Source organism: Gordonia sp. NPDC057258 (assembly GCF_042668985.1).
GTDB lineage: Bacteria > Actinomycetota > Actinomycetes > Mycobacteriales > Mycobacteriaceae > Gordonia > Gordonia hongkongensis.
Genome location: NZ_JBHUXZ010000003.1, coordinates 203,740 through 227,764 on the forward strand (window position 1 = coordinate 203,740; position 24,025 = coordinate 227,764).

Annotated in this window: 23 protein-coding genes; 14 read left to right on the plus strand and 9 right to left on the minus strand. The window is 68.2% G+C overall.

All coding sequences use genetic code 11. The annotated features are described in order from the left end of the window. Positions 1-2 precede the first annotated feature (2 nt). The 6 genes from ACFUEJ_RS04230 to ACFUEJ_RS04255 all read left to right on the plus strand — a co-directional run bounded on the left by ACFUEJ_RS04230 (position 3) and on the right by ACFUEJ_RS04255 (position 5,614). Positions 3-1,445 carry a HAMP domain-containing sensor histidine kinase gene (locus ACFUEJ_RS04230; RefSeq protein WP_068972649.1) on the plus strand — a complete coding sequence of 481 codons (1,443 nt, stop codon included), beginning with the start codon at positions 3-5 and terminating at the stop codon, positions 1,443-1,445. Positions 1,446-1,560: 115 nt separating this feature from the next. Beyond that, complete coding sequence (locus ACFUEJ_RS04235; protein ID WP_137810527.1) at positions 1,561-2,952, plus strand: MFS transporter; 1,392 nt, start codon at positions 1,561-1,563, stop codon at positions 2,950-2,952. Positions 2,953-2,961: 9 nt separating this feature from the next. Then, entirely contained in the window at positions 2,962-3,900 is a 939-nt protein-coding gene (locus ACFUEJ_RS04240) for a TAXI family TRAP transporter solute-binding subunit (RefSeq protein WP_068972647.1), read from the plus strand. Positions 3,901-3,973: 73 nt separating this feature from the next. Further along, positions 3,974-4,624, plus strand: a complete 651-nt coding sequence (locus tag ACFUEJ_RS04245) for an LGFP repeat-containing protein (RefSeq protein WP_065631959.1) — start codon at positions 3,974-3,976, stop codon at positions 4,622-4,624. A 4-nt stretch (positions 4,625-4,628) separates the two neighbouring features. Continuing rightward, positions 4,629-5,303 (plus strand): alpha/beta hydrolase, encoded by a 675-nt coding sequence (locus ACFUEJ_RS04250; protein ID WP_277242586.1) that lies wholly within the window; start codon positions 4,629-4,631, stop codon positions 5,301-5,303. Next, positions 5,243-5,614 (plus strand): alpha/beta hydrolase family protein, encoded by a 372-nt coding sequence (locus ACFUEJ_RS04255; protein WP_388027727.1) that lies wholly within the window; start codon positions 5,243-5,245, stop codon positions 5,612-5,614. Before ACFUEJ_RS04250 ends, ACFUEJ_RS04255 begins: the two co-directional genes overlap by 61 nt. Here the strand turns inward: ACFUEJ_RS04255 and ACFUEJ_RS04260 are convergent, their stop codons facing one another. Both ACFUEJ_RS04260 and ACFUEJ_RS04265 read right to left on the minus strand, forming a co-directional pair. Further along, the gene (locus tag ACFUEJ_RS04260; protein ID WP_388027730.1) at positions 5,615-7,009 is read right to left on the minus strand and encodes an HNH endonuclease; all 1,395 of its coding nucleotides are present in this window, start codon (positions 7,007-7,009) and stop codon (positions 5,615-5,617) included. It abuts the gene before it with no gap. Positions 7,010-7,180: 171 nt separating this feature from the next. Further along, the gene (locus tag ACFUEJ_RS04265) at positions 7,181-7,573 is read right to left on the minus strand and encodes a helix-turn-helix domain-containing protein (protein ID WP_137810530.1); all 393 of its coding nucleotides are present in this window, start codon (positions 7,571-7,573) and stop codon (positions 7,181-7,183) included. Between the two features lie 93 nt (positions 7,574-7,666). Here ACFUEJ_RS04265 and ACFUEJ_RS04270 point away from each other — a divergent pair, with 93 nt between their 5' ends. Beyond that, entirely contained in the window at positions 7,667-8,122 is a 456-nt protein-coding gene (locus ACFUEJ_RS04270) for a hypothetical protein (RefSeq protein WP_240199402.1), read from the plus strand. A gap of 87 nt (positions 8,123-8,209) precedes the next feature. Further along, positions 8,210-8,620, plus strand: coding sequence for an STAS domain-containing protein (locus ACFUEJ_RS04275; protein ID WP_137810531.1), 411 nt, complete (start codon positions 8,210-8,212; stop codon positions 8,618-8,620). Positions 8,621-8,630: 10 nt separating this feature from the next. Here the strand turns inward: ACFUEJ_RS04275 and ACFUEJ_RS04280 are convergent, their stop codons facing one another. After that, complete coding sequence (locus tag ACFUEJ_RS04280) at positions 8,631-9,395, minus strand: alpha/beta fold hydrolase (RefSeq protein WP_388027735.1); 765 nt, start codon at positions 9,393-9,395, stop codon at positions 8,631-8,633. A 94-nt stretch (positions 9,396-9,489) separates the two neighbouring features. Between ACFUEJ_RS04280 and ACFUEJ_RS04285 the strand changes: the two genes are divergently transcribed. Further along, positions 9,490-10,098, plus strand: a complete 609-nt coding sequence (locus ACFUEJ_RS04285; RefSeq protein ID WP_388027736.1) for a TIGR03086 family metal-binding protein — start codon at positions 9,490-9,492, stop codon at positions 10,096-10,098. On the opposite strand, the gene ACFUEJ_RS04290 is transcribed toward ACFUEJ_RS04285, so the two are convergent. Continuing rightward, positions 10,095-10,817: an aspartate/glutamate racemase family protein gene (locus ACFUEJ_RS04290; protein ID WP_388027739.1), complete on the minus strand. Its 723-nt coding sequence runs from the start codon at positions 10,815-10,817 to the stop codon at positions 10,095-10,097. The genes ACFUEJ_RS04285 and ACFUEJ_RS04290 overlap by 4 nt on opposite strands. An 18-nt stretch (positions 10,818-10,835) precedes the next feature. Then, positions 10,836-12,347 carry an NCS1 family nucleobase:cation symporter-1 gene (locus tag ACFUEJ_RS04295; protein WP_388027741.1) on the minus strand — a complete coding sequence of 504 codons (1,512 nt, stop codon included), beginning with the start codon at positions 12,345-12,347 and terminating at the stop codon, positions 10,836-10,838. Positions 12,348-12,590: 243 nt separating this feature from the next. Between ACFUEJ_RS04295 and allB the strand changes: the two genes are divergently transcribed. The 4 genes from allB (at position 12,591) to ACFUEJ_RS04315 (ending at position 19,083) form a co-directional block, all read left to right on the plus strand. Then, on the plus strand, positions 12,591-13,964 hold the full coding sequence (gene allB, locus ACFUEJ_RS04300) for an allantoinase AllB (RefSeq protein ID WP_388027743.1): 1,374 nt from the start codon (positions 12,591-12,593) through the stop codon (positions 13,962-13,964). A gap of 42 nt (positions 13,965-14,006) precedes the next feature. Beyond that, entirely contained in the window at positions 14,007-16,355 is a 2,349-nt protein-coding gene (locus tag ACFUEJ_RS04305) for a helicase-associated domain-containing protein (protein WP_388027745.1), read from the plus strand. A gap of 55 nt (positions 16,356-16,410) precedes the next feature. Next, positions 16,411-17,340 (plus strand): oxygenase MpaB family protein, encoded by a 930-nt coding sequence (locus tag ACFUEJ_RS04310; protein ID WP_388027747.1) that lies wholly within the window; start codon positions 16,411-16,413, stop codon positions 17,338-17,340. A gap of 75 nt (positions 17,341-17,415) precedes the next feature. After that, positions 17,416-19,083, plus strand: coding sequence for a DNA repair helicase XPB (locus tag ACFUEJ_RS04315; RefSeq protein WP_321179980.1), 1,668 nt, complete (start codon positions 17,416-17,418; stop codon positions 19,081-19,083). Between the two features lies 1 nt (position 19,084). Here the strand turns inward: ACFUEJ_RS04315 and ACFUEJ_RS04320 are convergent, their stop codons facing one another. The 3 genes from ACFUEJ_RS04320 to ACFUEJ_RS04330 form a co-directional block, all read right to left on the minus strand. Continuing rightward, positions 19,085-19,489, minus strand: coding sequence for a type II toxin-antitoxin system VapC family toxin (locus tag ACFUEJ_RS04320; RefSeq protein WP_280360757.1), 405 nt, complete (start codon positions 19,487-19,489; stop codon positions 19,085-19,087). After that, on the minus strand, positions 19,486-19,758 hold the full coding sequence (locus tag ACFUEJ_RS04325) for a type II toxin-antitoxin system prevent-host-death family antitoxin (RefSeq protein WP_280360756.1): 273 nt from the start codon (positions 19,756-19,758) through the stop codon (positions 19,486-19,488). Before ACFUEJ_RS04325 ends, ACFUEJ_RS04320 begins: the two co-directional genes overlap by 4 nt. Before the next feature lie 132 nt (positions 19,759-19,890). Next, complete coding sequence (locus tag ACFUEJ_RS04330; RefSeq protein ID WP_280360754.1) at positions 19,891-21,570, minus strand: protein kinase; 1,680 nt, start codon at positions 21,568-21,570, stop codon at positions 19,891-19,893. A gap of 97 nt (positions 21,571-21,667) precedes the next feature. On the opposite strand from ACFUEJ_RS04330, the gene ACFUEJ_RS04335 reads away from it, so the two are divergent. Continuing rightward, on the plus strand, positions 21,668-22,834 hold the full coding sequence (locus tag ACFUEJ_RS04335; protein ID WP_280360752.1) for a pyridoxal phosphate-dependent aminotransferase: 1,167 nt from the start codon (positions 21,668-21,670) through the stop codon (positions 22,832-22,834). A 182-nt stretch (positions 22,835-23,016) separates the two neighbouring features. Here ACFUEJ_RS04335 and ACFUEJ_RS04340 read toward each other — a convergent pair whose 3' ends face one another. Continuing rightward, complete coding sequence (locus ACFUEJ_RS04340) at positions 23,017-24,000, minus strand: LLM class F420-dependent oxidoreductase (RefSeq protein ID WP_388027752.1); 984 nt, start codon at positions 23,998-24,000, stop codon at positions 23,017-23,019. Between the last annotated feature and the right edge of the window lie 25 nt (positions 24,001-24,025).

The window sequence follows — 24,025 nt, forward strand, 5'->3', positions numbered from 1 at the left end:
CGATGTGGCGGCGCGTGTTGCTCGTGCTCGTCGTCTATTCGGCGATCGTGGTCCTGGGCCTGGCGGTACCCCTCGCGACGACGGCGAGTCGTGAACGGCTGCAACGGTTCACCGAGAGCCGGACCGCATCCGCGGTCTATTTCGCCGACCTCGCGGATCGGGATCCGGAGATGCGGGGTACGGAACTCCAGCGGGCCGCCGAGCGCTACCGCGACCTCTACGACGAAGGTGTCGTGGTGGTCGATCGAGCCGGCACGACGCGCGCTTCGGCCGGCCTCGCAGCCCGGTCACCCGCGGTCGCCGAGGCTGTCTCCGAGGCGCTGCGCAATCAACGCACGCGGATCGCGTCGGGGCTTACGCCCTGGTCGCCCGACTCGGTACTCGTGGCCATGCCGATCGGCACGGGCACCCAGGTCGACGGCGCGGTCGTCATCGAGGCGTCGACGACGGCGGCGAAACGCGATGTCGTCAGAACGTGGGCCGTGATCGCCGCCGGGGCCCTCGCGATGCTCGTGATCGGGTCGATGATCGCGGTTGCGTTGTCGCGGTGGACAGTTCGCCCACTCACGGCGTTGTCGGCACGGGTGCGCTCGCTGCGCGCCTCGATCATCGACAGCGGCCCGTCGGCGAACGACACGACCCCGGGCGGATCGCCCGGTCAACGCCACACCGGCCCACCGGAGGTCCGCGAGCTGGCCCGGATCTTCGACGCGATGGCGGACGACGTCGAGAACGCCACCGCCGCCCAGCGCCGCCTGGTCGCCGACACCGCGCACGCACTTCGTAATCCGTTGGCGGCGGTCCGCTTTCGCCTCGACACCCTCGGCCTCGGATTGACCGGCCGCTCGCTGGAATCGCATCGGAAGACCGTCGTGGAGATCGACCGGCTCGACCGCATCGTCGACGACCTCCTCGTCCTCGCCACCGCCGAGTCGCGGCCCGCCGGTTCCACCACAGGGGTCTGCGACGTCGCCGCCGTGCTGGTCGAGCGCCACGATTTCTGGGCGGACGCGCTCGCCGACGCGGGGATGTCGGCGTCGATCACTTCGCCGCCCCGGCCCGGGTCGGTGATCGCCGCGCTCGACGAGGACGACCTCATCCGGGCGATGGACGTCCTGATGAGCAACGCGGTCAACCACGCCGGGGAAGGTGCCCACGTAGAGCTGGGCTGTCGATCCGAGGGAGCGCGTATCCGGGTCTGGGTCGCCGACACCGGACAGGGCGTGACGGCCGACGACTTGCCACACATCACGGAGCGGTTCTTCCGCGCGTCGTCCGGCAGCGGGCCGGGCTCCGGACTCGGATTGGCCATCGCCGCGGCCCTTGTCGAAGGAGCCGGCGGCGAACTGGAGGTGACCGCCGGACGCCCCGCGGGACTGCGGGTGGACCTCTGGATCCCGGCCTCCGACGTCCCATTCCACGAGGCCGTGGACGACCTGTCCTAAGGGACTGTTAGGAAACGGCGATCGGCTTCCGTTCCGCCTGTGACTGCGTTCACAGTGTTAGGGGCACCGACGCCGGACCGGGTCGGGTGCACGTTCGACGACCTGGAGGACCCTGATGACCGACTCGCCCACCCGGCAGCCCGCGAACGCCCGGAGCGCACCGCCGACGTCGTCGGCCGCGGCGACGCGTCGTGCCGTGCTCAACACCCTGCGCGGGTCGTCCGGCAACCTCGTCGAGTGGTACGACGTCTACGTCTACACCGTCTTCGCGACGTACTTCGAGAGCCAGTTCTTCGACTCGGCCGACAAGAACTCGACCGTCTACGTGTATGCCATCTTCGCCGTCACCTTCCTGATGCGGCCGGTCGGCTCCTGGTTCTTCGGTCGGTACGCGGACCGTCGGGGCCGCCGGGCGGCGCTGACCTTCAGCGTGTCGCTGATGGCGGCGTGCTCATTGGTCATCGCGTTGACACCGGGTCGCGAGTCGATCGGCGTGTGGGCGGCGGTCGTCCTGGTGCTCTGTCGACTGGTACAGGGGTTCGCGACCGGCGGTGAGTACGGCGCGTCGGCCACCTACATGTCCGAGGCGGCCACCCGGGAGCGTCGCGGCTTCTTCTCGTCGTTCCAGTACGTCACGCTCATCGGCGGACACGTACTGGCGCAGCTCACCCTGCTGGTGATGCAGGGCTTCCTCGACAAGGACCAGATCTCCGACTTCGGTTGGCGTATCGCGTTTCTCATCGGCGGTGTGGCCGCGGTGGTCGTCTTCTGGCTTCGCCGCAGCATGGACGAGTCGCTCACCCCGGAGCAGTTGGAGGCCGTCCGCAGCGGGGCCGACTCCGAGTCCGGCTCGATTCGCGAACTCGTCCTGAACTACTGGCGCCCTCTGCTGGTCTGCTTCCTGGTCACCATCGGCGGCACCATCGCCTTCTACACCTACAGCGTCAACGCACCGGCCATCGTCAAGACCGCCTACGAGGACCACGGTCGCACCGGGACCTGGATCAACCTCATCGGTTTGATCTTCCTGATGGTGTTGCAGCCGATCGGCGGGATGATCAGCGACAAGGTCGGACGCAAACCCGTCCTCATCTTCTTCGGCGTCGGCGGTGTCCTGTACACCTACGTCCTGATCACCTACCTGCCCCAGACCACCTCGGTGGCAACGTCGTTGACCCTGCTCGCAGTCGGCTACATCATCCTCACCGGCTACACCTCCATCAACGCGATCGTGAAGGCGGAGCTCTTCCCCTCCCACGTCCGCGCGCTGGGAGTGGGTCTGGGCTACGCGCTCGCGAACTCGGCTTTCGGCGGCACCGCGCCGCTGATCTACCAGGCCGCCAAGAACGGCGGTCATGTCCCGTGGTTCATCGCCTACGTCACCGTCGTGATCGCGGTGTCGCTGATGGTCTACATTTTCGTCTTGCGCAACAAGGCGGAGACCCCACTCGATCGCGAGCAGGGGCGGGCCTTCCTCGACGCAGAGGCCGTTGCCCGGCGGGCCTAAGGTGTCATCATGTCGTTCGCGCGCGGGCCGGTGGACCGGCGGACTATGCTCCGCGGGGCCACCGGCCTGGGCGCGCTGCTTCTCCTGACCGCGTGCGAAACCGAACGCGGCGCACCGGTCCGCCTCGCGGCGGGCGAGCCCGGTGGCTTCTTCTGGGAGTTCGCCGGTCTCCTCGCCGCGGCGGCCGACCGGTCCGGCGCGCTGGAGATCCGCCCGCGGCAGTCCGGCGGCTCGGCCGAGAACCTCGACGCCCTGGCGAACGGTTCCGCGGAACTCGCCATCAGTCTCAGCGACACGGCCATCGAGCGCGCGGGCCCACAGCTGACGGCGCTCGGATGCGTGTACGAGAACTACTTTCAGGTGGCGGTCCGCACCGGGTCCGGGATCGCGACGGTCGCCGACCTGCGCGGGCGGTCGGTGAGTGTCGGAGCACCGGGGTCCGGCGCCGCCGGGCTCTCCGAGCGGGTACTCGCCGCGGCCGGCCTCGATACTGGCCGTGACATCCGCCCGGTCCAGCAGACGATGGCCGACGCCGGCGCCGCCCTTGCCGCGGGAGAGGTCGACGCCGTCATGTGGGCGGGCGGTCTGCCGACCCCGGCGTTCACCGACCCGCGCGTGCCGATCGTCCTGCTCGACCTCGGTGACGTGGTCGCGGGCTTGAGGCAGCGATTCGGGCCCGCGTACGAGCCCGTACGCATCCCCGCCGACATCTACGGCCGGCACCCGGCGGTCACCACCGTCGGGGTCGCGAATCTCCTGCTCGCCCGTCGGGATGTGCCGGATGCGACCGCCGCGGCCATCGCCGACGTCCTGCTCGACCAGGCTGCTCACCTCGTGCCCGCCCAGGCGATCGGCAGCCAGTTCCTCGACGCGCAGTCATTGATCCTCACCGGACCCATCCCCCTGCATCCGGGTGCCGCGGGCGAGTACCGCCGTCGGCACGGGTGAACCGCAGCCGCACGGCGACGGGTCGCGGTCCGTGATACACCTAGGCCGACGAGTCGAGGGTCGAGAGGATCACATGAAACTGGTGGCATCCCGCCGCTCCGAGTTGGTCGCCGGACTGTTCGCGATCACACTGATCGCCGCCGGTTGCGGCACGTCAGACGCCGACGAGTCGCCCTCCGGAGCCTCGACGACCGGGGGTTCGACGACGACCTCAGCGGCCGGCGACACGACGGGCCCCGTTCCTGTCGTGGAGAATGCGAAGCCCACCGAGACCACGGTCATGGGCGAGGACGATGTCGAGGTGACTCTCACCGGCCCGATCGCAACGAAGTACGCGTCGGCGACCGAGGCACAGCGGGCCGCCCTGGGCAAGCCGTTGACCGGGGATCACAACGCGGGGACACGAGAGAGTGGCGTTGTCTACCAACAGTTCCGCGGTGGCGTGATCATCGCGAGGAACAGCGACCCCGCAACGCCTGGGTACATCGTCACCTCCGGCAAGATCCGGGACGCCTGGAACACCGAGCGCGCCCCGGACGGCACCCCGTTGCTCCTCGGCACCAACGGCTCGGCCGGGCCGCTCGGTGTGCCCACGAGCGACGTGACGGTCGACGGTGACCTCGAGGTGGTCACCTTCGAGCACGGCGAGATCTCCGAGAACACCGAGACGGGCGAGGTGACCGTCACGGTCAACGGCAAGATCGTGCCCTCCGGTTTGCGGTGAGGCGATGAGACGTCGGATCGTCACGGTGGCCGTGGGCGTGATCGCGCTCGTGGCCGGTGGTTGCTCGACGCCGCCGGACCAGCAGTCGTCAACGCCGTCACCGTCTTTCGGTACGCCATCGGCTGCGCACGGACCCGCGACGGCTCCCCCGGTCCCCGCGGGGACCGAATCCTTCGACGTCGTCCGCGTCGAGTATCTCGATTCCGACGATGCCGACCCCGCCGAGAACTGGGCCGATCTGTACCTGCCTGCGGGCGCCCGCGACGACGACTCGCTGCCGCTGGTGACGATCATCCACGGTGGCGGTTGGGAAAGCCGGGCCGGTGCAGAGCAATTCGACGAGATGGCCAGAGACCTCGCCGACCGGGGGTTGGCCGTCTACAACGTGGAGTACCGACGTCTGGGCACCGGCGGAGGGTGGCCCACGACCTTCCACGACGTGGCCCGAGCACTCGACCATGTGCCCGCGATGGCCGAGACCTACCCGCAGTTGCGAATCGACGACGAGCTGGTGGTCGGTCACAGCGCCGGTGCGCAATTGGCCGTGTGGGGCGGCACGCGCCATCGCCTCACCGATGACGAAGTGGTTCGCGTCCGGCCTTCGTTCCATCCCGGGCGGTGTCCATCTCCGGCCCGCTCGACATGCGCCACGCCGTCGGCCACGGCAACAACCGGGTGATCACCCATGTCCTGGGTGGCACACCACGACAGGTCCCCGCGCGCTATGACTCGGTCGACCCCATCCGCAATCTCGATCCGGCGCTACCGGTCACCTTGTTCCACGGACTGGCCGACGACGATGTCGACCCGACCAACTCCCGCCGCTACGCGACCGCCCTTGACGCCGCCGGCGGCTCGGCCGAGCTGCACATGTTCGACGGCGAGACCCACACCTCCCTCGTCCACCGCCAGTCCCCGTCCTACACCCGAATCCTCGACCGGCTCACCGAGATCACGCGGACCGACATCGATGAGCTGCGCGACGAATAGCTACGCCGCCTCTCGGACGACTGGTGCTGAGCGAGTCTCGTTGCGCTGCTTCCATTCCCACACCGCGTAGAGCACCTCGGTGGTGTAACCCAAATCCATCCGACCCCCACCGATCGGCACCGTCGCATCTACCCCGATCCGTTGATCGGGTCGCCACCCGCCCGGCCTCGAAGTCGGTGGCGCCACCTCGATCTCAGTGCCGTCCGGGCGATGAAACGTGAACCGCTGCAACCCATGCGCGGTGATCGCAAACTCGCCCCGATGCAACGCCCGATGACACGACCCACACAACAAGATCAGATTGTCCGGATCCGTCCGCCCACCCGCCGACCACAACTGCACATGATGGGCATGCAGATGACGCGTCCGACCACACCCCGGCACCTGACAACACCGATCCCGCACGAACAACGCCCTGATCAGGGCTTTGTTCGGCACCCGCTTCCGACGCCCCACCCCCAACAACGCCAGCTTGCCGGGCTGCCCGGGAACCCGGCGACTCACCACATCCCGAGTCGACGCCCCGCACCGAGCTTCGGCCACCTCGACCTCCGACAACGCCGGACCGTCATCCAGATGAGCATGCTCCACCCCGTCACCGGCATGGATCAGGATCTCCGCACCCGGTGCGAGATCAGGCATCGCGACCCCGTCATGCACCATGTCGGCCATCGCCACCACCGCCGGCGCAACACTCGACGGCACCTGCCGCCACAGATCCCGACGCCGAGACGGAACCACCTCCGAATCCTCAGGTGCCGAACCGGCGTCAGTGTTCCGCGGAACACTCTCAGCCGACGGTAGATCCGGATCATCACAGGTCCGGGTGCGTTCATACTCCGCCCGCACCGACCCCGCCAGGAACCGCGCCCCATCCAATGGACTCAATGTCAACGACACCGACAACGACCCGTCATCGTTCCACTTCCACCGGCCCGTCGACTCCACCGGTGGCCGGCTTTCCTCTTCGACGCCACAGTTGCGGTCGACCTGGCCCATCGCCCGTACCGCCCGATCCAACTGACTCGCCGTGCACGACAACGCCAGATTCACCAACTCCGCCTCCCGCTCCGGCGTAGCCACCCGTGTCAGGGCGCGGACCTTCGAATACGTCAGCCGACCCTCGCGAAACGCCGTGCGGATCGCCGGCAATTCTCGTATCGCCTTGGCGACCCTCAACTGCTCATGCGCCGTTCGCGGTGCAATGCCGGCCTTCCACGACAACCAGTGCGCCAGCGAATGAATCCCCGGCCCCCGCCACGACTCCCGCTCATCCAGTTCTGCCACCAGTTCAAGGAATTCCGCTGTCAGCGCCGTGATCTGAGCCGCATATCCCAGCACCCGCGCCTCGAGCACCTCATCCGTCAATGAGACCGGATCCGCATCGTCGAACATCGACGACGCATCTCCACCGGAACGAAAAGCACTGACCCCCATCGCAACCCCCAGAACCGAACGAGAAGTACCGGAACAAGGTATCGCCAGGCACCGACAATTCCTCCCGCCCCTCGATCAGAGGTCATGAGTGTTCCGCGGAACACTGCGCCGGCTGGCGGCGACCTCGACTCAGCTCGCCGCACTCTCCCGCTGCGCGACCTTGGGTTCGATCACCTCGGTCGCGTAGGTCTTACCCCACTCGTTGAGGGCGGTGACGAAGGGGCGCAACGCCCGTCCCTGTTCGGTGAGCGAGTACTCAACTCTCGGTGGGACTTCGGGATAGGCCGTGCGCTGCACGATGCCGTCACATTCGAGTTCACGTAGCTGGCGGGTGAGCACTCGTGGCGTGACCGGACCGACTGCCCGCCCGAGGGCGCCGTATCGCATCGGCCCCTCGAGAAGGTTCTTGACGATGGTCATCTTCCAGGAACCGCCGAGCACGGCGACGCTCACCTCGACCGGGCACACCTCGTAGGCGCGTCGAACCGGGTCGCGCAACACGGGATCATCCTGGTTCTCCATCGCACATCCCTGCCATCGCCGTGGACATTCTCGTCCATATGGACAATATTGTGCATACTACCGCCGACGTGCATCAGGCGTTAGACAGAAGTCATGTACCTTTCCGTCGACAACCCCGAGAACTCTGTAGACCAGGACTTCGCGCGCTTCACCTCCCCGACGGTCGGAGCAACCCTCGGCTCGGTCGCGATTCTCGCGACCGTCGCGACTGCGGCCCTCTCCGACACCGGAACACTGCCGGGGTTGCTCGGGATGGCCGGCGCCGGGGCGCTCCTGGCCCTGATGCAGATCGCCGTGCAGTGTCAGGCGGCGATACTCGTCCTGCGAGACAGACGATGGCTTCCGGCACTGCCGCCCGCGGCGATCTGCGCCGCGACACTGACCGCGCTCTACCTGCTGGCCTTCGATCACGCTGCCGGCTGGTACCTGCTCCTCATCAGCGCAGTAGCTGTCGCCGGGTATGTCGCGGTGCTCGGGGAGGGGCACGCAGCCATCCGCGTCTTCGACGGCGCCGAACGTCATATCGAGGACACACCAAGGCACCGGTGAAGCCAACTGCCGACGCCACCAGGCGGACCTCGAGGCGCTGCCATCTCACGGACGGGCGACTTCGAGCGAACAGGGAGGCAGGGCTACATGAGGGCAGACAGCTTCGAACCGGTGGTCGTCGACGATGACCAGGACGCGTCCCGGGCAGGTCGCGCGCTGGCAGTGATCTCGACGCAGCGCGATCAACTCATAATCCTGACTGTGCACGGCAGCATCGACCTGCTCACCGTCCCGCAGTTGGGTGCGGCCGTGCTGGAAGCAGTGAGCGAGCGACCCCGGGGGCTGATCGTCGACCTCACCGCCACCGACTTCCTCGCGTCGTCCGGCATCGCCGCGCTCCTCGCCGCGCACGCGGCCGTCACCCCGGCCGGCGGCCGGTTCGGCGTCGTCGGCGGGCATCCCGCCATCACTCGGCCCCTGCGGCTGACGGGCCTGGACGACACGCTCGACCTCTATCCCACCCTGGCCGACGCGTTCTCGGCGATGGTCCCGGACTGACGGCTCCGGCTCACTCCGCGCCGAGAAACTGGACGAGGACCGCGTTCACCGCCTGCGGCGCCTCGATGGGGATGAGGTGCGTCCCGGGGATCACGGCCAGGCGGGCACCCGGAATGGCGGCAACGACGTCGCGGCTGTGCTCGAGCGTCACCTCGTCGCGGTCCCCCTGCATGACCAGCGTCGGTGCTGTGATCGCGGCCAGATCACCGAGGTCGATCTCGGGTTCGGAGTTGATCATCGCCATCGTCTTGTCGAAGATGACCTGGAAATGCCTTGCACCGTCCGGGGATTCGGACGCGTAGTCGGCAGCGAAGAACTCCATCAGCTCGTCGTCGGCGGAATCGAGCGCGTCGAGGATGCCGCCGACCGCCCGGCCCGAACTGTTGTAGTACTGGCCGATCAGGACCAGATGCCGGACCAGGTCGGGCCGACGCAGCGCGACCAGCACACCCACCACCGCGCCATCGCTCCACCCGACGATCTCGGCGGGACCACCGATTACCTCGTCGAGGTAGGCGATCGTCTCCTCGGCCATGTCCGCGTAGTGGAACTCGTCGGTCACGTCCGGGCTGTGTCCGTGACCGTGACGTTCCGGACAGAAGACCTTCCACCCCGCGTCGACAAGGGCCGGCACCTGCCCGCCCCACGACGACGCACCCGAGAAGGCGCCGTGGAGCAGCACGAGCGGTTGCCCGTCGCCCTGGATCTCGTGCCAGACACGGGTATTCGGCTTCGGATGACTGATGGTCGTGTACTCGCGGATCGGAGAGGTCACGTGACCACCGTACGGGGGCATCGGTGCGGCCGATGAGAAACCGGCGTCGAGCGGGTCAGCCCTGTTGAGTGCACACACGACGAGAGGGAGTCCCATGCCCACCGACACCACGCAGGCACGATCGATATCGGCGGCCGCCGATCACATGCTCGCTCTGACCGCCACAGTCGCCGACGCCGACCTGGACCGTCCGACCCCGTGCGGCGACATGGACCTCGCCGCGCTGGTCGCCCACGTCGACGGCCTGTCCCAGGCCTTCGCGGCCGCGGCGCGGAAGGACTTCGGAACGCTGACCTCGACGCCGCCGGACCCAGCGCAGAGTCAGCTCTCGACGCAGTGGCGTGACGACCTGCGTCGCCACGTACACGACCTCGCCAAATCCTGGGATGACCCCGCCGCCTGGGACGGCATGACCCAGGCGGGCGGTGTCGAACTGCCGGCCGAGATCATGGGACTCGTGGCGCTGTCGGAGCTCGTGCTGCACGGCTGGGACATCGCACGTGCCATGGGCATCCCGTTCGACATCTCCGACGACATCCTCCAGGTCGTCTTCGACCTCCACTACCCACCCCAACCGCAGGAAGAACGCGACGGCATGTTCGGGCCGGTCGTCGAGGTGCCCGAGGACGCACCCCTCGTCGACCGCCTCGCCGGCCTCACCGGACGGGCTCCCCGGTGGCCGCAGTCGGTGAAGGAGGCCTAGCGGTTGAACGGCCAGCCGGTGATCTTCTTCTCCCGCGGCGGGGCGTAGGTCCGGACCTTCGACGTCGAGAGACCCATTCGGACAAGACCTTCGGCGATCGTGACCGCCGCCCGCACACCGTCGACGATCGGCACTCCGGTCGCCTCACGAACCTGCTCCTCGAGTTCGGCCATGCCGCCGCACCCGAGGCAGATCACCTCGGCGTGGTCGTCGGTGACCGCACGCGTGGACTGTTCCACGATCGCCTTCACCGCCCGCTCCGGGTCCGACTCGAGTTCCAGCACACCGAGTCCCGACGCCCGCACCGACGCACACCGCTGGTCGAGGCCGGCCAGCTTGAGCCGGTCCTCGATGAGCGGGACCGTCCGGTCCAGGGTCGTCACCACCGAGAAGCGGTGTCCCAGATACATCGCCGTCGACGCCGCGGCCTCGGTGATGTCGACGACCGGCACCTCGAGGAGCTCCTGGAGTCCCTCTCGGCCGTGTTCGCCGTAACCGGCCTGGATGACCGCGTCATACGGCTCGGGGTAGGCGAGTATCGCGTCCATCACGGCGATCGCGGCGAGGTAGGACTCGAAGTTCCCCTCACACGAGTCGGCGCCGAATCGCGGTGTGATACCCACGATCTCGGTCCCCCGGGAGGCGACCGAGCGGGCCGAGTCGGCGATGGCCTCGGTCATCGACACGGTGGTGTTGACGTTGGCGACCAGGATGCGCACGGTGATGTCCTTTGTGGGTCAGTGAGTGCTGGCGACGGAGATCGACTCGCCCGACACCTCGGCGAACGGACCGCGACGGTCGGCGACCGCCAGGTACACGATCGCACCGAGACCGGCGCCGATGAACCAGGAGAACTCCGAGATCACCTTGAAGGCCGGGACGAAGGCCATCACCAGGGCGATGGCCGCGGTCGGGACGAGCGCGGCGATCGCCCGCATGTTGACCCCGTTCCGGTAGTGGTAGGCGGCACCCGGCGCCTCGGTGAACAACGCGGGCACGTCGATTCGCGAACGGCGGACGAGCCAGTAATCGGCCATGACGATACCGAACAGCGGGCCGAGGAGGGCACCGAGTCCGCCGAGGAAGTAGTTGATCACCGCCGGCGAGTTGTAGAGGTTCCACGGCAGGATGACCAGGCCGATGATCGCGGCGACGAGCGCCGCGCGCCGGAAGTCGAGGTGGCGCGGGAACAGGTTGGACAGCGCGTAGATCGGCGCGACGAAGTTGGCCATGAGGTTCACCGCGACGGTGAGGATGAGCAGCGCGAGGCAGGCCAGCACCAGCAGGAAGGTGTTGGGAACGGTCTGAACGATGTCCGACGGCGACTCGATGACGGTGCCGTTGATCCGGAACTGGGCGCCGGCGAGGGTGATCACGATGGCGCCGAAGAGCAGCATGTTCAGCGGGATGCCCCAGAAGTTGCCGCGCACGATCGCCTTTCGCGATTCGGCGTTGCGGGTGAAGTCGCAGAAGTTGAGGACGAAGGTGCCGTAGATCGCCACCCACAGGCTCGCGCCGCCGATGATCTGGAGCCACATGTCCACGCCGGTCAGCGAATCGGGCGTCGACCACGCGATGGTCCAGTCGGCGTTGCTCAGCATCCAGACGGCCAGTGCGACCATGGTGACCAGGATGACCGGACCGGCGAAGGCCTCGTAGCGACGGATCATCTCCATGCCGTAACTGACGATGATCACCTGGATCACCCACAGCGAGACGAACGAGATCCAGCCCAGGGTGGAGAGCCCGAGGAAACGGTTGGTGTCCAGGTCGGCGGCGCCGGGGAACAGCGCCACCAACATGATTCGCAGGACGACCGACGCGAGGTAGGTCTGGATGCCGAACCACGCGATCGCCACCCCACCGCGGATGAGGGCGGGGATCTGCGCGCCGCGGAACCCGAACGAGATGCGGCTCATGACCGGGAACGGCACTCCGGTCTTCTCCCCCATGAAGCCGGAGAGATTCAGCAGCAGGAAGAGGAACACCCCACCCAGCACCAGGGCGGTCAGGATCTGCCACCCGCCGAGCCCGAGCGCGAACAGACCGATGGCGAAGGCGTAGTTGCCGAGACTGTGTACGTCGTTGGCCCACAACGTGAAGATGTTGTAGGTGTTCCAGCGTCGTCCGACGCGGCTGGTCGGTGCCAGGTCGTCGTTGTACAGCTTCGGACTCAGCCCGGCCGGGACGGTGCCGGTGACCTCGGAAACCGGTCCATCGACGGGGGCTGTGTGCTGCTCAGTGCTCATGTCTGCACTTTCGGTCGGACGGTCGAGGACCGCGCTCCTACACTCGCGGAGTTCCGTGATGTGGAATCAAGTTTCCGCGTTCGTGACAGTTAGCCTGACGATCGAGGCCGTTGTCAATAGCACGACACCGGCCTACTCGCGAGTTGAGTTCCGAAATGACACGGCTTCATTCCATGATGAGGAATAACCTGGGTTAGTCTCTGGAACGACACCGGACACGGCACCAGCAAGGAGTCCCGCCCCATGACCGCAGCACCCGATGCCCCGGCCGCTACTTCCGACGCACCGTTCGACCTGGTCGTGCGGGGTGAACAGACTCTCACCACGGCCGGCATCGTGGCACGCGAGATCGGTGTCCGCGACGGTCGGATCGTCGCGATCGAGCCCCTCGGCAGCGGGCTGACCGGGGCCGAGGTCATCGAGCTCGCCGACGACCAGGTCATGATCCCCGGACTCGTGGACACCCACGTACACGTCAACGAGCCCGGGCGCACCGAGTGGGAGGGCTTCGACTCGGCCACCCAGGCGGCGGCCGCGGGTGGTGTCACCACGCTCATCGACATGCCGCTCAACTCGATCCCGCCGACCGTGAACGTCGACGCGCTGGCCGAGAAACGTGCTGCGGCACAAGGCAAGACGCACATCGACGTCGGATTCTGGGGCGGCGCCATCCCGGGCAACGAGGACGACCTGCGCGGCCTGCACGACGCCGGCGTGTTCGGCTTCAAGTGCTTCCTGCTGCATTCGGGGGTGGACGAGTTCCCTCACCTGACGGCCGACGAGATGGAAGCCGACATGGCCAAGCTCGCCGAGTTCGACTCGCTGATGATCGTCCACGCCGAGGACTCCCGCGCCATCGACAAGGCCCCGTCGCCCGAGGGTGACGAGTACACCCGATTCCTCGCGTCCCGTCCGCGCGGCGCCGAGAACCTGGCGATCGCCGAGGTCATCGAGCGGGCGCGCTGGACCGGCGTCCGCGCCCACGTCCTCCACCTGTCGTCGTCGGACGCCCTGCCGATGCTGGCCAGCGCGAAGCGCGACGGCGTGAAGATCACCGTCGAGACCTGCCCGCACTACCTCACCCTGCTGGCCGAAGAGGTACCCAACGGTGCGACGGCCTTCAAGTGCTGCCCGCCCATCCGCGAGGCCGGCAACCGTGAACTGCTGTGGGAGGGCCTGCTGGCCGGCACCATCGACTGCATCGTCTCCGACCACTCGCCGTCGACCGTCGACCTCAAGGATCCCGAGAACGGCGACTTCGGGGTCGCGTGGGGTGGGGTGGCGTCGTTGCAGCTGGGGCTGTCGCTGATCTGGTCGGAGGCCAAGAAGCGCGGCATTGACCTGCCGCAGGTGATCGAGTGGATGGCGTCGAAACCCGCCGACCTCGCCGGTCTGCCGACGAAGGGCCGCATCGCTCTCGGCTGCGACGCCGACTTCGCGATCTTCGAGCCGGAATCCGCGCAGATCGTCGACGTCAACCGCCTCCACCACAAGAACCCGGTGAGCCCGTACGACGGACGAGCACTGGCCGGTGTGGTCAAGGGGACCTGGGTTCGTGGGCAGAAGGTCGACTTCGAGACCGCCCGCGGTCGCATGCTCCGCCGCGGCGACGTCTGAGCCCCGATCCCCGCTGCCTGAGCCCCCGGTAAGCTGGGCCGAATGAGTTCGGATGACCAGCACACCGGCCTGGCCGATGAGTTGGCCGCGCGTTCCGACGACGCGCTGACCGAGCTCCTCCTCGAGCGCCCCGACCTCGCCTCACCGACTCCGTCGGGGACGCGGGTACTGGCGCAACGGGCGCTGTCGGCGGCGTCGTTGGCCCTCGCCGGCGAGGATCTCGACGTCCTGGCCGTCGCGGTTCTCGAAGAGGTCGCCGCCCGCCACAGCCGCAGCCCGAAGAAGACGCGGCGACCGTCGGTCACTGCGATCGTCAAAGCCCTGTCCGGCCGCGCCGATGCGGCCGCCGTCCGCACCCGCATCGATCTCCTCCGACGCCGCGCGATCCTCTGGGGTGAGGACTCCTCCCTCGGCGCCGGTGAACACGTCGAATCGGCGATGCCGTGGAAGGCCAAGCACCTCAGTGGTCCGCTCGTCGGACGGTCGGGCGAGGAGATCGCGGCGATGATCGCCGATCTCGACGAGCGGCCCCTCGGTCTGCTGCAGACCCTCGCACGCGGTCCGGCCCTGGGCCGCAGTCGCGATGCGGCACCCGACGCCGACCCGGACTCCCCGGTGGCGCGGCTCATCTCGTCTGGCTTGCTGGCCCGCGTCGACAGTCAGACCGTCGAGCTCCCGCCGATGGTCGGCGCTGTGCTCCGCGACGAACCACCTTGGCACACAGACGTTCTCACTCCCCCTCCCCTCCACGAACCCGGCGCGAAGCCACGTTTCGGGGCCAAGGCGGTCGACGCCGCTGCCGGCGGCGAGGCGCTCGAACTCATCCGTCACCTCACCCAGCTGATCGCGGTCCTCGGCGCGACGCCGGCGGCGGTGCTCCGTTCCGGCGCGCTCGGCGTCCGCGAGCTGCGTCGTCTGGCGAAGCTGACCGGTCTCGAGACACAGCGGGTGGCGTTCCTCGTCGAACTCGCGGCCTATCTCCGGCTCATCGACGCGGGTTTCCCGGATCCCCCGCCGCCCAACGATTCCGGCGAACAGTCCTTCGCGCCCACCTCCACCGCCGACACGTGGTTGCACCAACCGCGCGAGCGCCAGTGGCTCGCGCTGGCCGACGCCTGGATGCACATGCCGCGCCGCGCCTGGCAGGTCGGCGAACCCGATCGGGACGGCAATGCGCTGCCGGCGCTCGGGTCCGACCTCCACGACGCCTACGCCCCGGTGCAGCGTCAGCTCATCCTGTCCACCCTCGCCCACGCCGACCCCGCGGTGGGAGTCCCCGCCGACACCCTCCTCGCGAACCTGCACTGGCACCGCCCCCGTCAGATCCGGCGCTTCAGCCGCCGCGTCGTCGCCGAAACCCTGCGTGAGGCACGGGAATTGGGACTGGTCGCACACGACGCCCTGACCACCGTCGGTCGTGCGTACACCATCGAGGAGTCACCGGACTCCGACCCCGCCGACGTCGACGCGGCGGTGCTCGCCGCGATGCGCAAGGCCCTCCCCGAGCCGGTGGACCACTTCCTGACGCAGGCCGATCTGACGCTGACCGTCCCCGGCCCGATGACGCCCGAACTCGCCGAACAGGTGGAGCTCGTCGCCGATCTGGAGTCGGGTGGTGCGGCGTCGGTCTATCGGGTCTCACCCGAGAGCGTGCGCCGGGCGCTCGACGCGGGCCGCAGCAGCAACGAACTGCTCTCGATGTTCACGAAACACTCGAGAACCCCGGTGCCACAGTCACTCACGTATCTCATCGACGACGTCGCACGACGCCACGGCCAGCTACGCGTGGGCGTCGCGTCGGCGTTCATCCGCTGCGAGGACCCGACCGTGCTGGCGGCTGTGCTGCGCAGTGCGGCGGCCGAACCGCTCGCGCTGCGGGCGCTGGCCCCCACGGTCGCGGTGTCGCCGTCGGAGGTCCGCGACGTCATCGATCAGCTACGGGCGGCGGGATTCGCTCCGGCGGGCGAGGATTCGTCCGGAGCCCTGGTCGACCTCCGCGAACGCGGCAGCCGGGTCACGGTGTCGCGGGCACGTCGGCAGGCCCAGCCACGCAGGAACGCGCCATCGGAGGCACAGCTGCGGTCGGTGGTGACCCGCATCCGCTCGACCGACCGGGCGGCGGCCGCGACCCCGGTGCGCGGCGCCGTCACGACGACCCCGGTGCGGGCGACCGGCGGAGGCGAATCCGCCACTGCGCTCATCCAGCTCGCGCTCCGCGCCAACCGCAGGCTGCGCGTCGGGTACGTCGACGCGCAGGGATCGGCGAGCCGGCATGTAGTGACCCCGAAGATCCTCGGCGCCGGCCAGCTCGTGGCCGTCGAGGAGGGCAGCGATGACGAGCAACGGTTCTCGCTGCACCGCCTCACCAGCGTCGAGCTGCTCGACGCCTGAGTCCAGCGGGTAGAGACGTCCTGTGAAACACGTCTCATCCTTGGTAGCCTCGGGTATGACCGCGGCACCGAAACTCCCCGCTCGCGAAGATCTCGGCCCCGTCGCCGACACCTACCAGCACGACCTCGTCGCCCGGATGAAGCCCGCACGCAAGCGCCCTCGGGTCAAGCGCCCGGCCGATCTGGTCACCGCCATCGGGCCTTCGCTCGCCGGCACCAACGTGATCATGCAGCTCGCCAACCCGAAGGTCGGGTACGGCGTCCACGAGAGCCGCGTGCCGTCGGGCAATGCGATCAAGCGGCCCATCAAACGGGGGCGCACCACCGGCACGTTCCTCGCGGTCGCGCTGATGGGCTCCGACGACGACAAGGCATACATCCACGAGGCCGTCGGCCGCATCCACGACGAGGTGTACTCCACCCAGTCGAGTCCCGTTCGCTACAGCGGGAACGACTCGCGTCTGCAGCTGTGGGTCGCGGTGTGTCTGCTCAAGTACTTCATCGACCAATACGAACTGCTCTACGGTCCGCTGAGCGCCGAGGAGAAGCAGATGGTGCTCACCGAGGCGCACCCGTTGGGCACCGCACTCAACGTTCCCCGGGACAAGTGGCCGGCGACCTACGACGATCTGCTCGTCTACTGGAACGCCGAACTGTCCTCGCTGCGCATCGACGACCCGGTGCGCGACGAGCTCCGCAGCCTCGCCGACCTGTCCTTCCTGGAGTACCGGGTCGGAAAACTCGGCACGCTGCTGCACGCCACGATCGGGCCGTCGCTCGCCTACGCGATCAAGGCCGGGTTGCCACCGGAGTTCCGCACGATGATGCGGTGGCGGTGGACCGAACGCGACGAACGCCGCTATCAGCGGGCGCTTGCCGGCTTCCGCCGCGTCGACCCTCTGGTGGCACCAGTTCTGCGCGGGATCTTCCGGCTCAACATCATCGACCTGCGGGTCCGTCGCAAGCTCGGCATCCCCGTCTTCTGAGTTCGCCGGGGTCTCTCGCGTCACAGCGCAGGCCCGACGCTGACAATCGTCGGTGCGATCTGGACAATGGAGCGGGTGACCGATGGACCCCTGATCGTGCAATCCGACAAGACGCTGCTGCTCGAGGTGGATCACCCCGACGCCGCGGCGGCGCGCGCGGCGATCGCACCCTTCGCCGAACTCGAACGCGCCCCCGAGCACGTCCACACCTACCGGGTCACCCCGCTCGCGCTGTGGAACGCCCGCGCCGCAGGTCACGACGCCGAACAGGTCGTCGACGCACTCGTGACGTACTCGCGCTACGCGGTGCCCCAGCCGCTGCTGATGGACGTCGTCGACACCATGGGCCGGTTCGGTCGCCTGCAACTGGTCAAGCATCCGGCGCACGGACTGACACTCGTCAGCCTCGACCAGGCCGTCCTCATCGAGGTGATGCGCAACAAGAAGGTCGCCCCGATGCTGGGTGCGCGCATCGACGACGACACGGTCATCGTGCATCCGTCCGAGCGCGGTCGTCTCAAGCAGGTGCTGCTGAAGGTCGGCTGGCCGGCCGAGGACCTCGCCGGGTACGTCGACGGCGAGGCACACGCCATCGACCTCGCCCAGGACGACTGGCAGCTGCGTGACTACCAGGAGATGGCAGCCGACTCGTTCTGGGCCGGCGGCTCGGGTGTGGTGGTGCTCCCCTGCGGTGCCGGCAAGACGATGGTCGGCGCGGCGGCGATGGCCAAGGCCGGCGCGACGACGCTGATCCTGGTGACCAACACGGTCGCCGGCCGCCAGTGGAAACGTGAACTCATCGCGCGCACGACGCTCACCGAAGAAGAGATCGGCGAGTACTCGGGCGAGCGCAAGGAGATCCGTCCCGTCACGATCGCCACGTATCAGGTGATGACACGGAAGTCGAAGGGCGAGTACAAGAATCTCGACCTGTTCGACTCCCGCGACTGGGGTCTGATCATCTACGACGAGGTCCATCTCCTCCCCGCCCCCGTCTTCCGGATGACCGCCGACCTGCAATCGCGTCGTCGTCTCGGCCTCACCGCAACCCTGGTCCGCGAGGACGGCCGCGAGGGCGACGTCTTCAGCCTGATCGGACCCAAGCGATACGACGCCCCGTGGAAGGACATCGAGGCGCAGGGGTGGATCGCGCCGGCCGACTGCGTCGAGGTCCGGGTGACCCTGACCGACGAGGAACGCCTGCAGTACGCCGTCGCCGAGCCCGAGGAGAAGTACAAGCTCTGCTCGACGGCCCACACCAAGGTCAACGTGGTCAAGGCGATCCTCGACAAGCACCGGGGTCAGCAGACCCTGATCATCGGCGCCTACATCGACCAGCTCGAGGAACTGGGCCGCGAACTCGACGCCCCGGTGATCCAGGGATCGACGAAGAACAAGGAACGCGAGGTCCTGTTCGACCGGTTCCGCTCCGGCGAGTTGCAGACCCTCGTCGTGTCGAAGGTGGCGAACTTCTCCATCGACCTCCCCGAGGCGTCGGTCGCGGTGCAGGTGTCGGGGACGTTCGGCTCACGTCAGGAGGAGGCCCAGCGCCTCGGCCGGCTGCTGCGACCGAAACGCGATGGCGGACAGGCGCATTTCTACTCGGTGGTGTCGCGCGACACCCTCGACGCCGACTACGCGGCGCACCGCCAGCGGTTCCTCGCCGAACAGGGGTACGCCTACCGCATCACCGACGCCGACGACCTCCTCGGCCCGACGATCGGTGAGGGTTCAGCCGGGTGATTCACGATTCGGCGCCGGGAGCAACGGTCGGGTAGCCAAGCGTCGATGCGCCCGCCAGAAGCCGGTGATCATAAGCGACGAAGGCACTCATCTCGGCGCGTATGACGCTCGCAGAGGCGAGATGCAAGGCGTCGAGCGAGCGCAGCGAAGACGGGCCGATCGATTCGGCGATGTCGATGACGGTAACGCTCAGCGGGATCACGTCCAGAGCATCGAGGAGAACACGCGCTCGCTCATGAAGGCCCGGGCTGCCATCACGCAACGCGGTGCGCATCAATTCGACTCGTCCCAGCGCACTCGTCACGGTCGGGACCCCTGGATGCAGCGCGAGCCACTCGATCAGCTGAGCGGTCTCGGCCTCGCGCACCACGAGTTTCACCATCGCTGCGGTGTCGAGATAGATCAACGATCCTCGCGAACCTGGTCGAGGACTTCGGTGAGCGCGCGCGCCGGCAACGTCTCGGGGTGCAGCCCGGTTATGCCGCCCGCACGTCGGGCCGGCAGGAGTATCCCGGCCTCGATGAGCGCGTCTCTACTTCTCTCCCCCGCAGACACCGGGACCAACCGCGCAACCGTGCGGCCTCGGTTGGTGATGGCCAACTCTTCCCCGGCCTCGACCTGCGCGAGATACCGCGAGGCGTGCTGCCTGAGCTCGCGGATACCGATCGTCCTCATTCCTGCAGGGTAGCACCTGAAGTGCTACTTGCCCCGTGCTCCCTGAGGAGCGCCCGGAGCTTGCGGAGGGCGCGTCCACTGCTCCCTGAGGAGCGCCCGGAGCTTGCGGAGGGCGCGTCACGAAGGGTCGATTCACGTCTCGACGAGGCAGTACCCGATCGACTCCGGCTCGTAGAAAACCCATGTCGTCTCCTCGCCCGAACAAGTCACCGACGCATCCGACCGCGTCGTGACACGGGCGAGGACGGTCTGCGCCGTTGCGGCGCTCGTGCAGGGGGCTTCCCGGTAGTCGGCGAGGGAACCGCCCGACAGCGGCACCAGATAACACAGATCCTCGTAGAAATTCGGCGTGAGACAGACCTTGTCGGAGCTGCCCGGGAAGGTGAGTGTCGAGTTCTGCGGGCTCGCACACGATGTCGACGCGGCGATCTTCGAGGCGGTGTAGAAGTTGAGACCGGCCGAGTCGCAGTCGACCTTCGACGCGTTCACGCTCGTCGCCGATCCGGAGTCGGTCGCGATGCCGATGCACTCGCCGACCTGCACGTCCCCCGGTCCGTTGACCGGCGACGTGGAGGAGTCGGTGGTGCGGGGAGCAGACGTGCCGGCGGCGGACGTCGAGGTCTCCGGCCCGGCGGCCGTGGTGGAGCGCGACGTCGAGGTGTCACTCGCGGTCGGTGCACTCGACACCTGCGTCGCCACGTAGACGACCCCGGCCGCGATCGCGAGCACGAGGACGGCCGCGAGTGACCCCAGTGCGATCAGCAGCCCGGACCGCTTCTTCGGCGGTGGTGGTGGTGCGTAGCCACCCTGCGAGGGGAACCCGCCGGGGTAGGTCCCCGGCTGCGACTGGTACGGCGAATACTGCTGCGGCCCTTGTGGATAGGACAGGGGGTTCACCGGAACGGGCGGGGCCACCGGAACCGGTGGCACGGGCGACGGCGCGCGCACCGTCGGCTCCTTGGACAGCTGTGGAACGGTGAGCGCGCGTTCGAGGTCGACGGCGAAGTCGCGGCACGACCCGTACCGGCGGTCCGGCTCTTTCGCGAGGGCGCGACCGAACACCGCGTCGACGTCGCCCGAGATACCCGGGCGCAGGGTCGACGGTCGCGGCGGCATCGCCTGCAGGTGGCCGGCGATGATCGACGCGGTGCCGGCACCCTGGAACGGCGGCCGCCCGGTGAGCAGTTCAAAGACGGTGGCCGCGAGCGCGTACTGGTCGGCGCGGCCGTCGACCGGATCGCCGAGCAGCTGTTCGGGTGAGGCATACGCGACGGTGCCGAGGAAGACGTTGGTCGAGGTGAGATGACTGACGTCCTGCTCCGACTTGGCGATCCCGAAGTCCGCGAGCAACACCCGCGGTTCCGGACCACCCGCGCCCTGCAGCAGGATGTTGGCCGGCTTGACGTCGCGATGGAGCAACCCCGTCGCGTGGGCCCGGTCGAGCGCGGCGCCCACCGCGCGCACGATCGCGATCACCGTCGCGGTGTCGAGTCCCCGCGGGGTCTGGCGCAAGAGCTTCAGCGCATCGATGCCGTCGATGTACTCCATCGCGATCCACAGGTGGCCGTCGTACTCGCCGGAGTTGAAGATCGTCACGATCGACGGGTGGACGACGCTCGACGCGTGCTCGGCCTCTTTGACGAAACGCTGCCGGTACATCGGGTCGCGACTGAGGTCGGCGGGCAGTACCTTCAGTGCCTCGTTCCGCGGCAGGTGGGGATGCCGCGCGAGGTAGATCTCGCCCATGCCACCCCGGCCGACGAGTCGGATGATGGTGTAGCCGGCGAAGTGCTCGCCGGGATTGCGCGGCATCGCTCCTCCTCATCCGTGTCGGCGACTGGGGTCAGTCTGTCACCCCCGCAGCGCCCACCGCGACCGTTGAAGAGAGGACCTGTGCCACTGTTGGAACATGTCATCCGCGAACCGGACAGTCGACCGCCTGCGTCCGTTCACCACGACGATCTTCGCCGAGATGTCGGCGCTGGCCGTCGAGCACGACGCCGTGAACCTCGGGCAGGGCTTCCCCGACACCGACGGGCCGGCATCGATGCTCGACGCCGCGCGCGAGGCGATCAGCGACGGCCGCAATCAGTACCCGCCGGGTATCGGTGTGCCGGAGTTGCGGCACGCGGTGGCGCGGCAGCAGCGTGATCGGTATCGCCTGGACTATGACCCCGACCGCGAGGTGCTGATCACGGTCGGCGCGACCGAGGCGATCGCCGGCGCCGTCGTCGGTCTGGTGGAGCCGGGTGACGAGGTCATCATGATCGAGCCCTACTACGACGCCTACGCCGCCGCCGTGGCGATGGCCGGGGGTGTGCGGCGCGTCGTGCCGCTGGTCCCCGACGGCGACGGCTTCCGACTTGACCGCGAGCGTCTTGCCGCGGCCTTCGGGCCGAAGACATCGATGGTGGTGGTGAACAGCCCGCACAATCCGACGGGGACCGTGCTGTCGACCGACGACCTGGCCGAGATCGCACGGCTGTGCGTCGCGCACGACGTCATCGCCGTCACCGACGAGGTCTACGAATACCTGGTCTTCGACGGACGGACGCACACCCCGCTCGCGGCGCTGCCGGGTATGCGGGAACGCACCCTGCGGATCTCCAGCTCCGGCAAGACCTTCAACTGCACCGGCTGGAAGGTCGGCTGGGTGAGCGGTCCGCCCGAACTCGTCGCCGCGGCACGGACGGCGAAGCAGTACATGTCCTATGTCGGCTCCGGGCCGTTCCAGCCCGCGGTGGCGCACGCGCTGGAGCACGAGTTGGACTGGGTCCACGAGTCGGCGCGAGGGCTGCAGGCCAAACGCGACCTGATCTCGACCGCACTGTCCGACGCCGGTTTCGCCGTACACCGTAGCGAGGCAACCTATTTCGTCTGCGCCGACCCTCGTCCTCTCGGCATCGACGACGGCATCGAGTTCTGCCGAACGCTGCCCGAACGCATCGGCGTGGCCGCGGTGCCGGTCTGTGTGTTCACCGACGACCGCGAACCCTGGCACCACATGCTCCGGTTCGCCTTCGCCAAACGCGACGAGGTGATCGCCGAAGCCGCCGAGCGGTTGCGCCGGTTGTGACTCCACCCCGCCGGTTGAGCCGGCACCGAGCGCAGCCGCCGGGCCGAGCAAGCGACGAAGGAGCGCGTCGAGGTCGAGGCGCCGAGTCGAAGCCACTTGGCGACCACCCCCGCTGGTTGAGCCGGCCCCGAGCGCAGCGAGGCGCCGAGTCGAAGCCACTTGGTGACCCGACAGCCTGAAGCTCAGCGCAACGCCGGGATCACCCGCTGCTCGAACATCTCGAGGTCCTCGCGGTCGACGGCGATGTTCGGGAAGTAGCAGATCCCGTAGGACATCCCGGCGTCGGCGAGCCCGCGAAGGTTCTCGGCGACCTGTTCAGGCGTCCCAACCGCGGGCATCCCCCGGAACGCGCCCAAACTGCCGGAGGCAGCGTCGGGCCCGACGATCTTGCTCAGCCGGGCTTCGAGGTCGGTGAGCTTGCGCTCCACGTCGGCCTCGGTCTCGCCGAGCATCACGTTGTAATTGGCCGAGCGGGTGATCGACGCGAAGTCGCGTCCGAGGTCGGCGCAATGTTGTTGCAGGACCGACGATTTGTGCGCGAACCCGTCCGGCGTGCCGTCGAAGTTGGTGTAGTCGGCGTACTTGGCCGCGATACGCAGCGTCTTCTTCTCCCCGCCGCCGGCGATCCATAGTGGCAGCCGCCCGGCCGTGGGCTGCGGGGCGCAGATGGCGTCGTCGACGGTGTAGTGCTTGCCGTCGAGCGTCGCCCGTCCGGTCTCCCAGGCCTGCTTCATGATCTGCACTCCCTCGTCGAGCCGCGCCAGCCGCTCACCCGCCGACGGGAATCCGTAACCGTATGCACGCCACTCGTGTTCGTACCAGCCGCCACCGATGCCCATCTGGACGCGACCGCCGGAGATCAGGTCCGCGGTGGCGGCGACCTTCGCGAGGTACATCGGGTTGCGATAACCCATCGCGGTGCACATCTGGCCGATCTCGACCCGACTCGTGGTGGCGGCCAGGGCGGCCACGAGAGTCCACGCCTCATGCGTGGCCTCGTCGGTGGGCAGCGGGACGGTGTGGAAGTGGTCGTACACCCAGATCGAGTCCCAGCCGCCCGACTCGGCGCGGTCGGCGACCGACGACATCACCCCCCACTGGTCCGCGGGTTCCACACCCACGAGATCGAGACGCCAGCCCTGGGGAATGAAGAGTCCGAATCGCATGCGGTCCAACTTACGCGCCGCGATC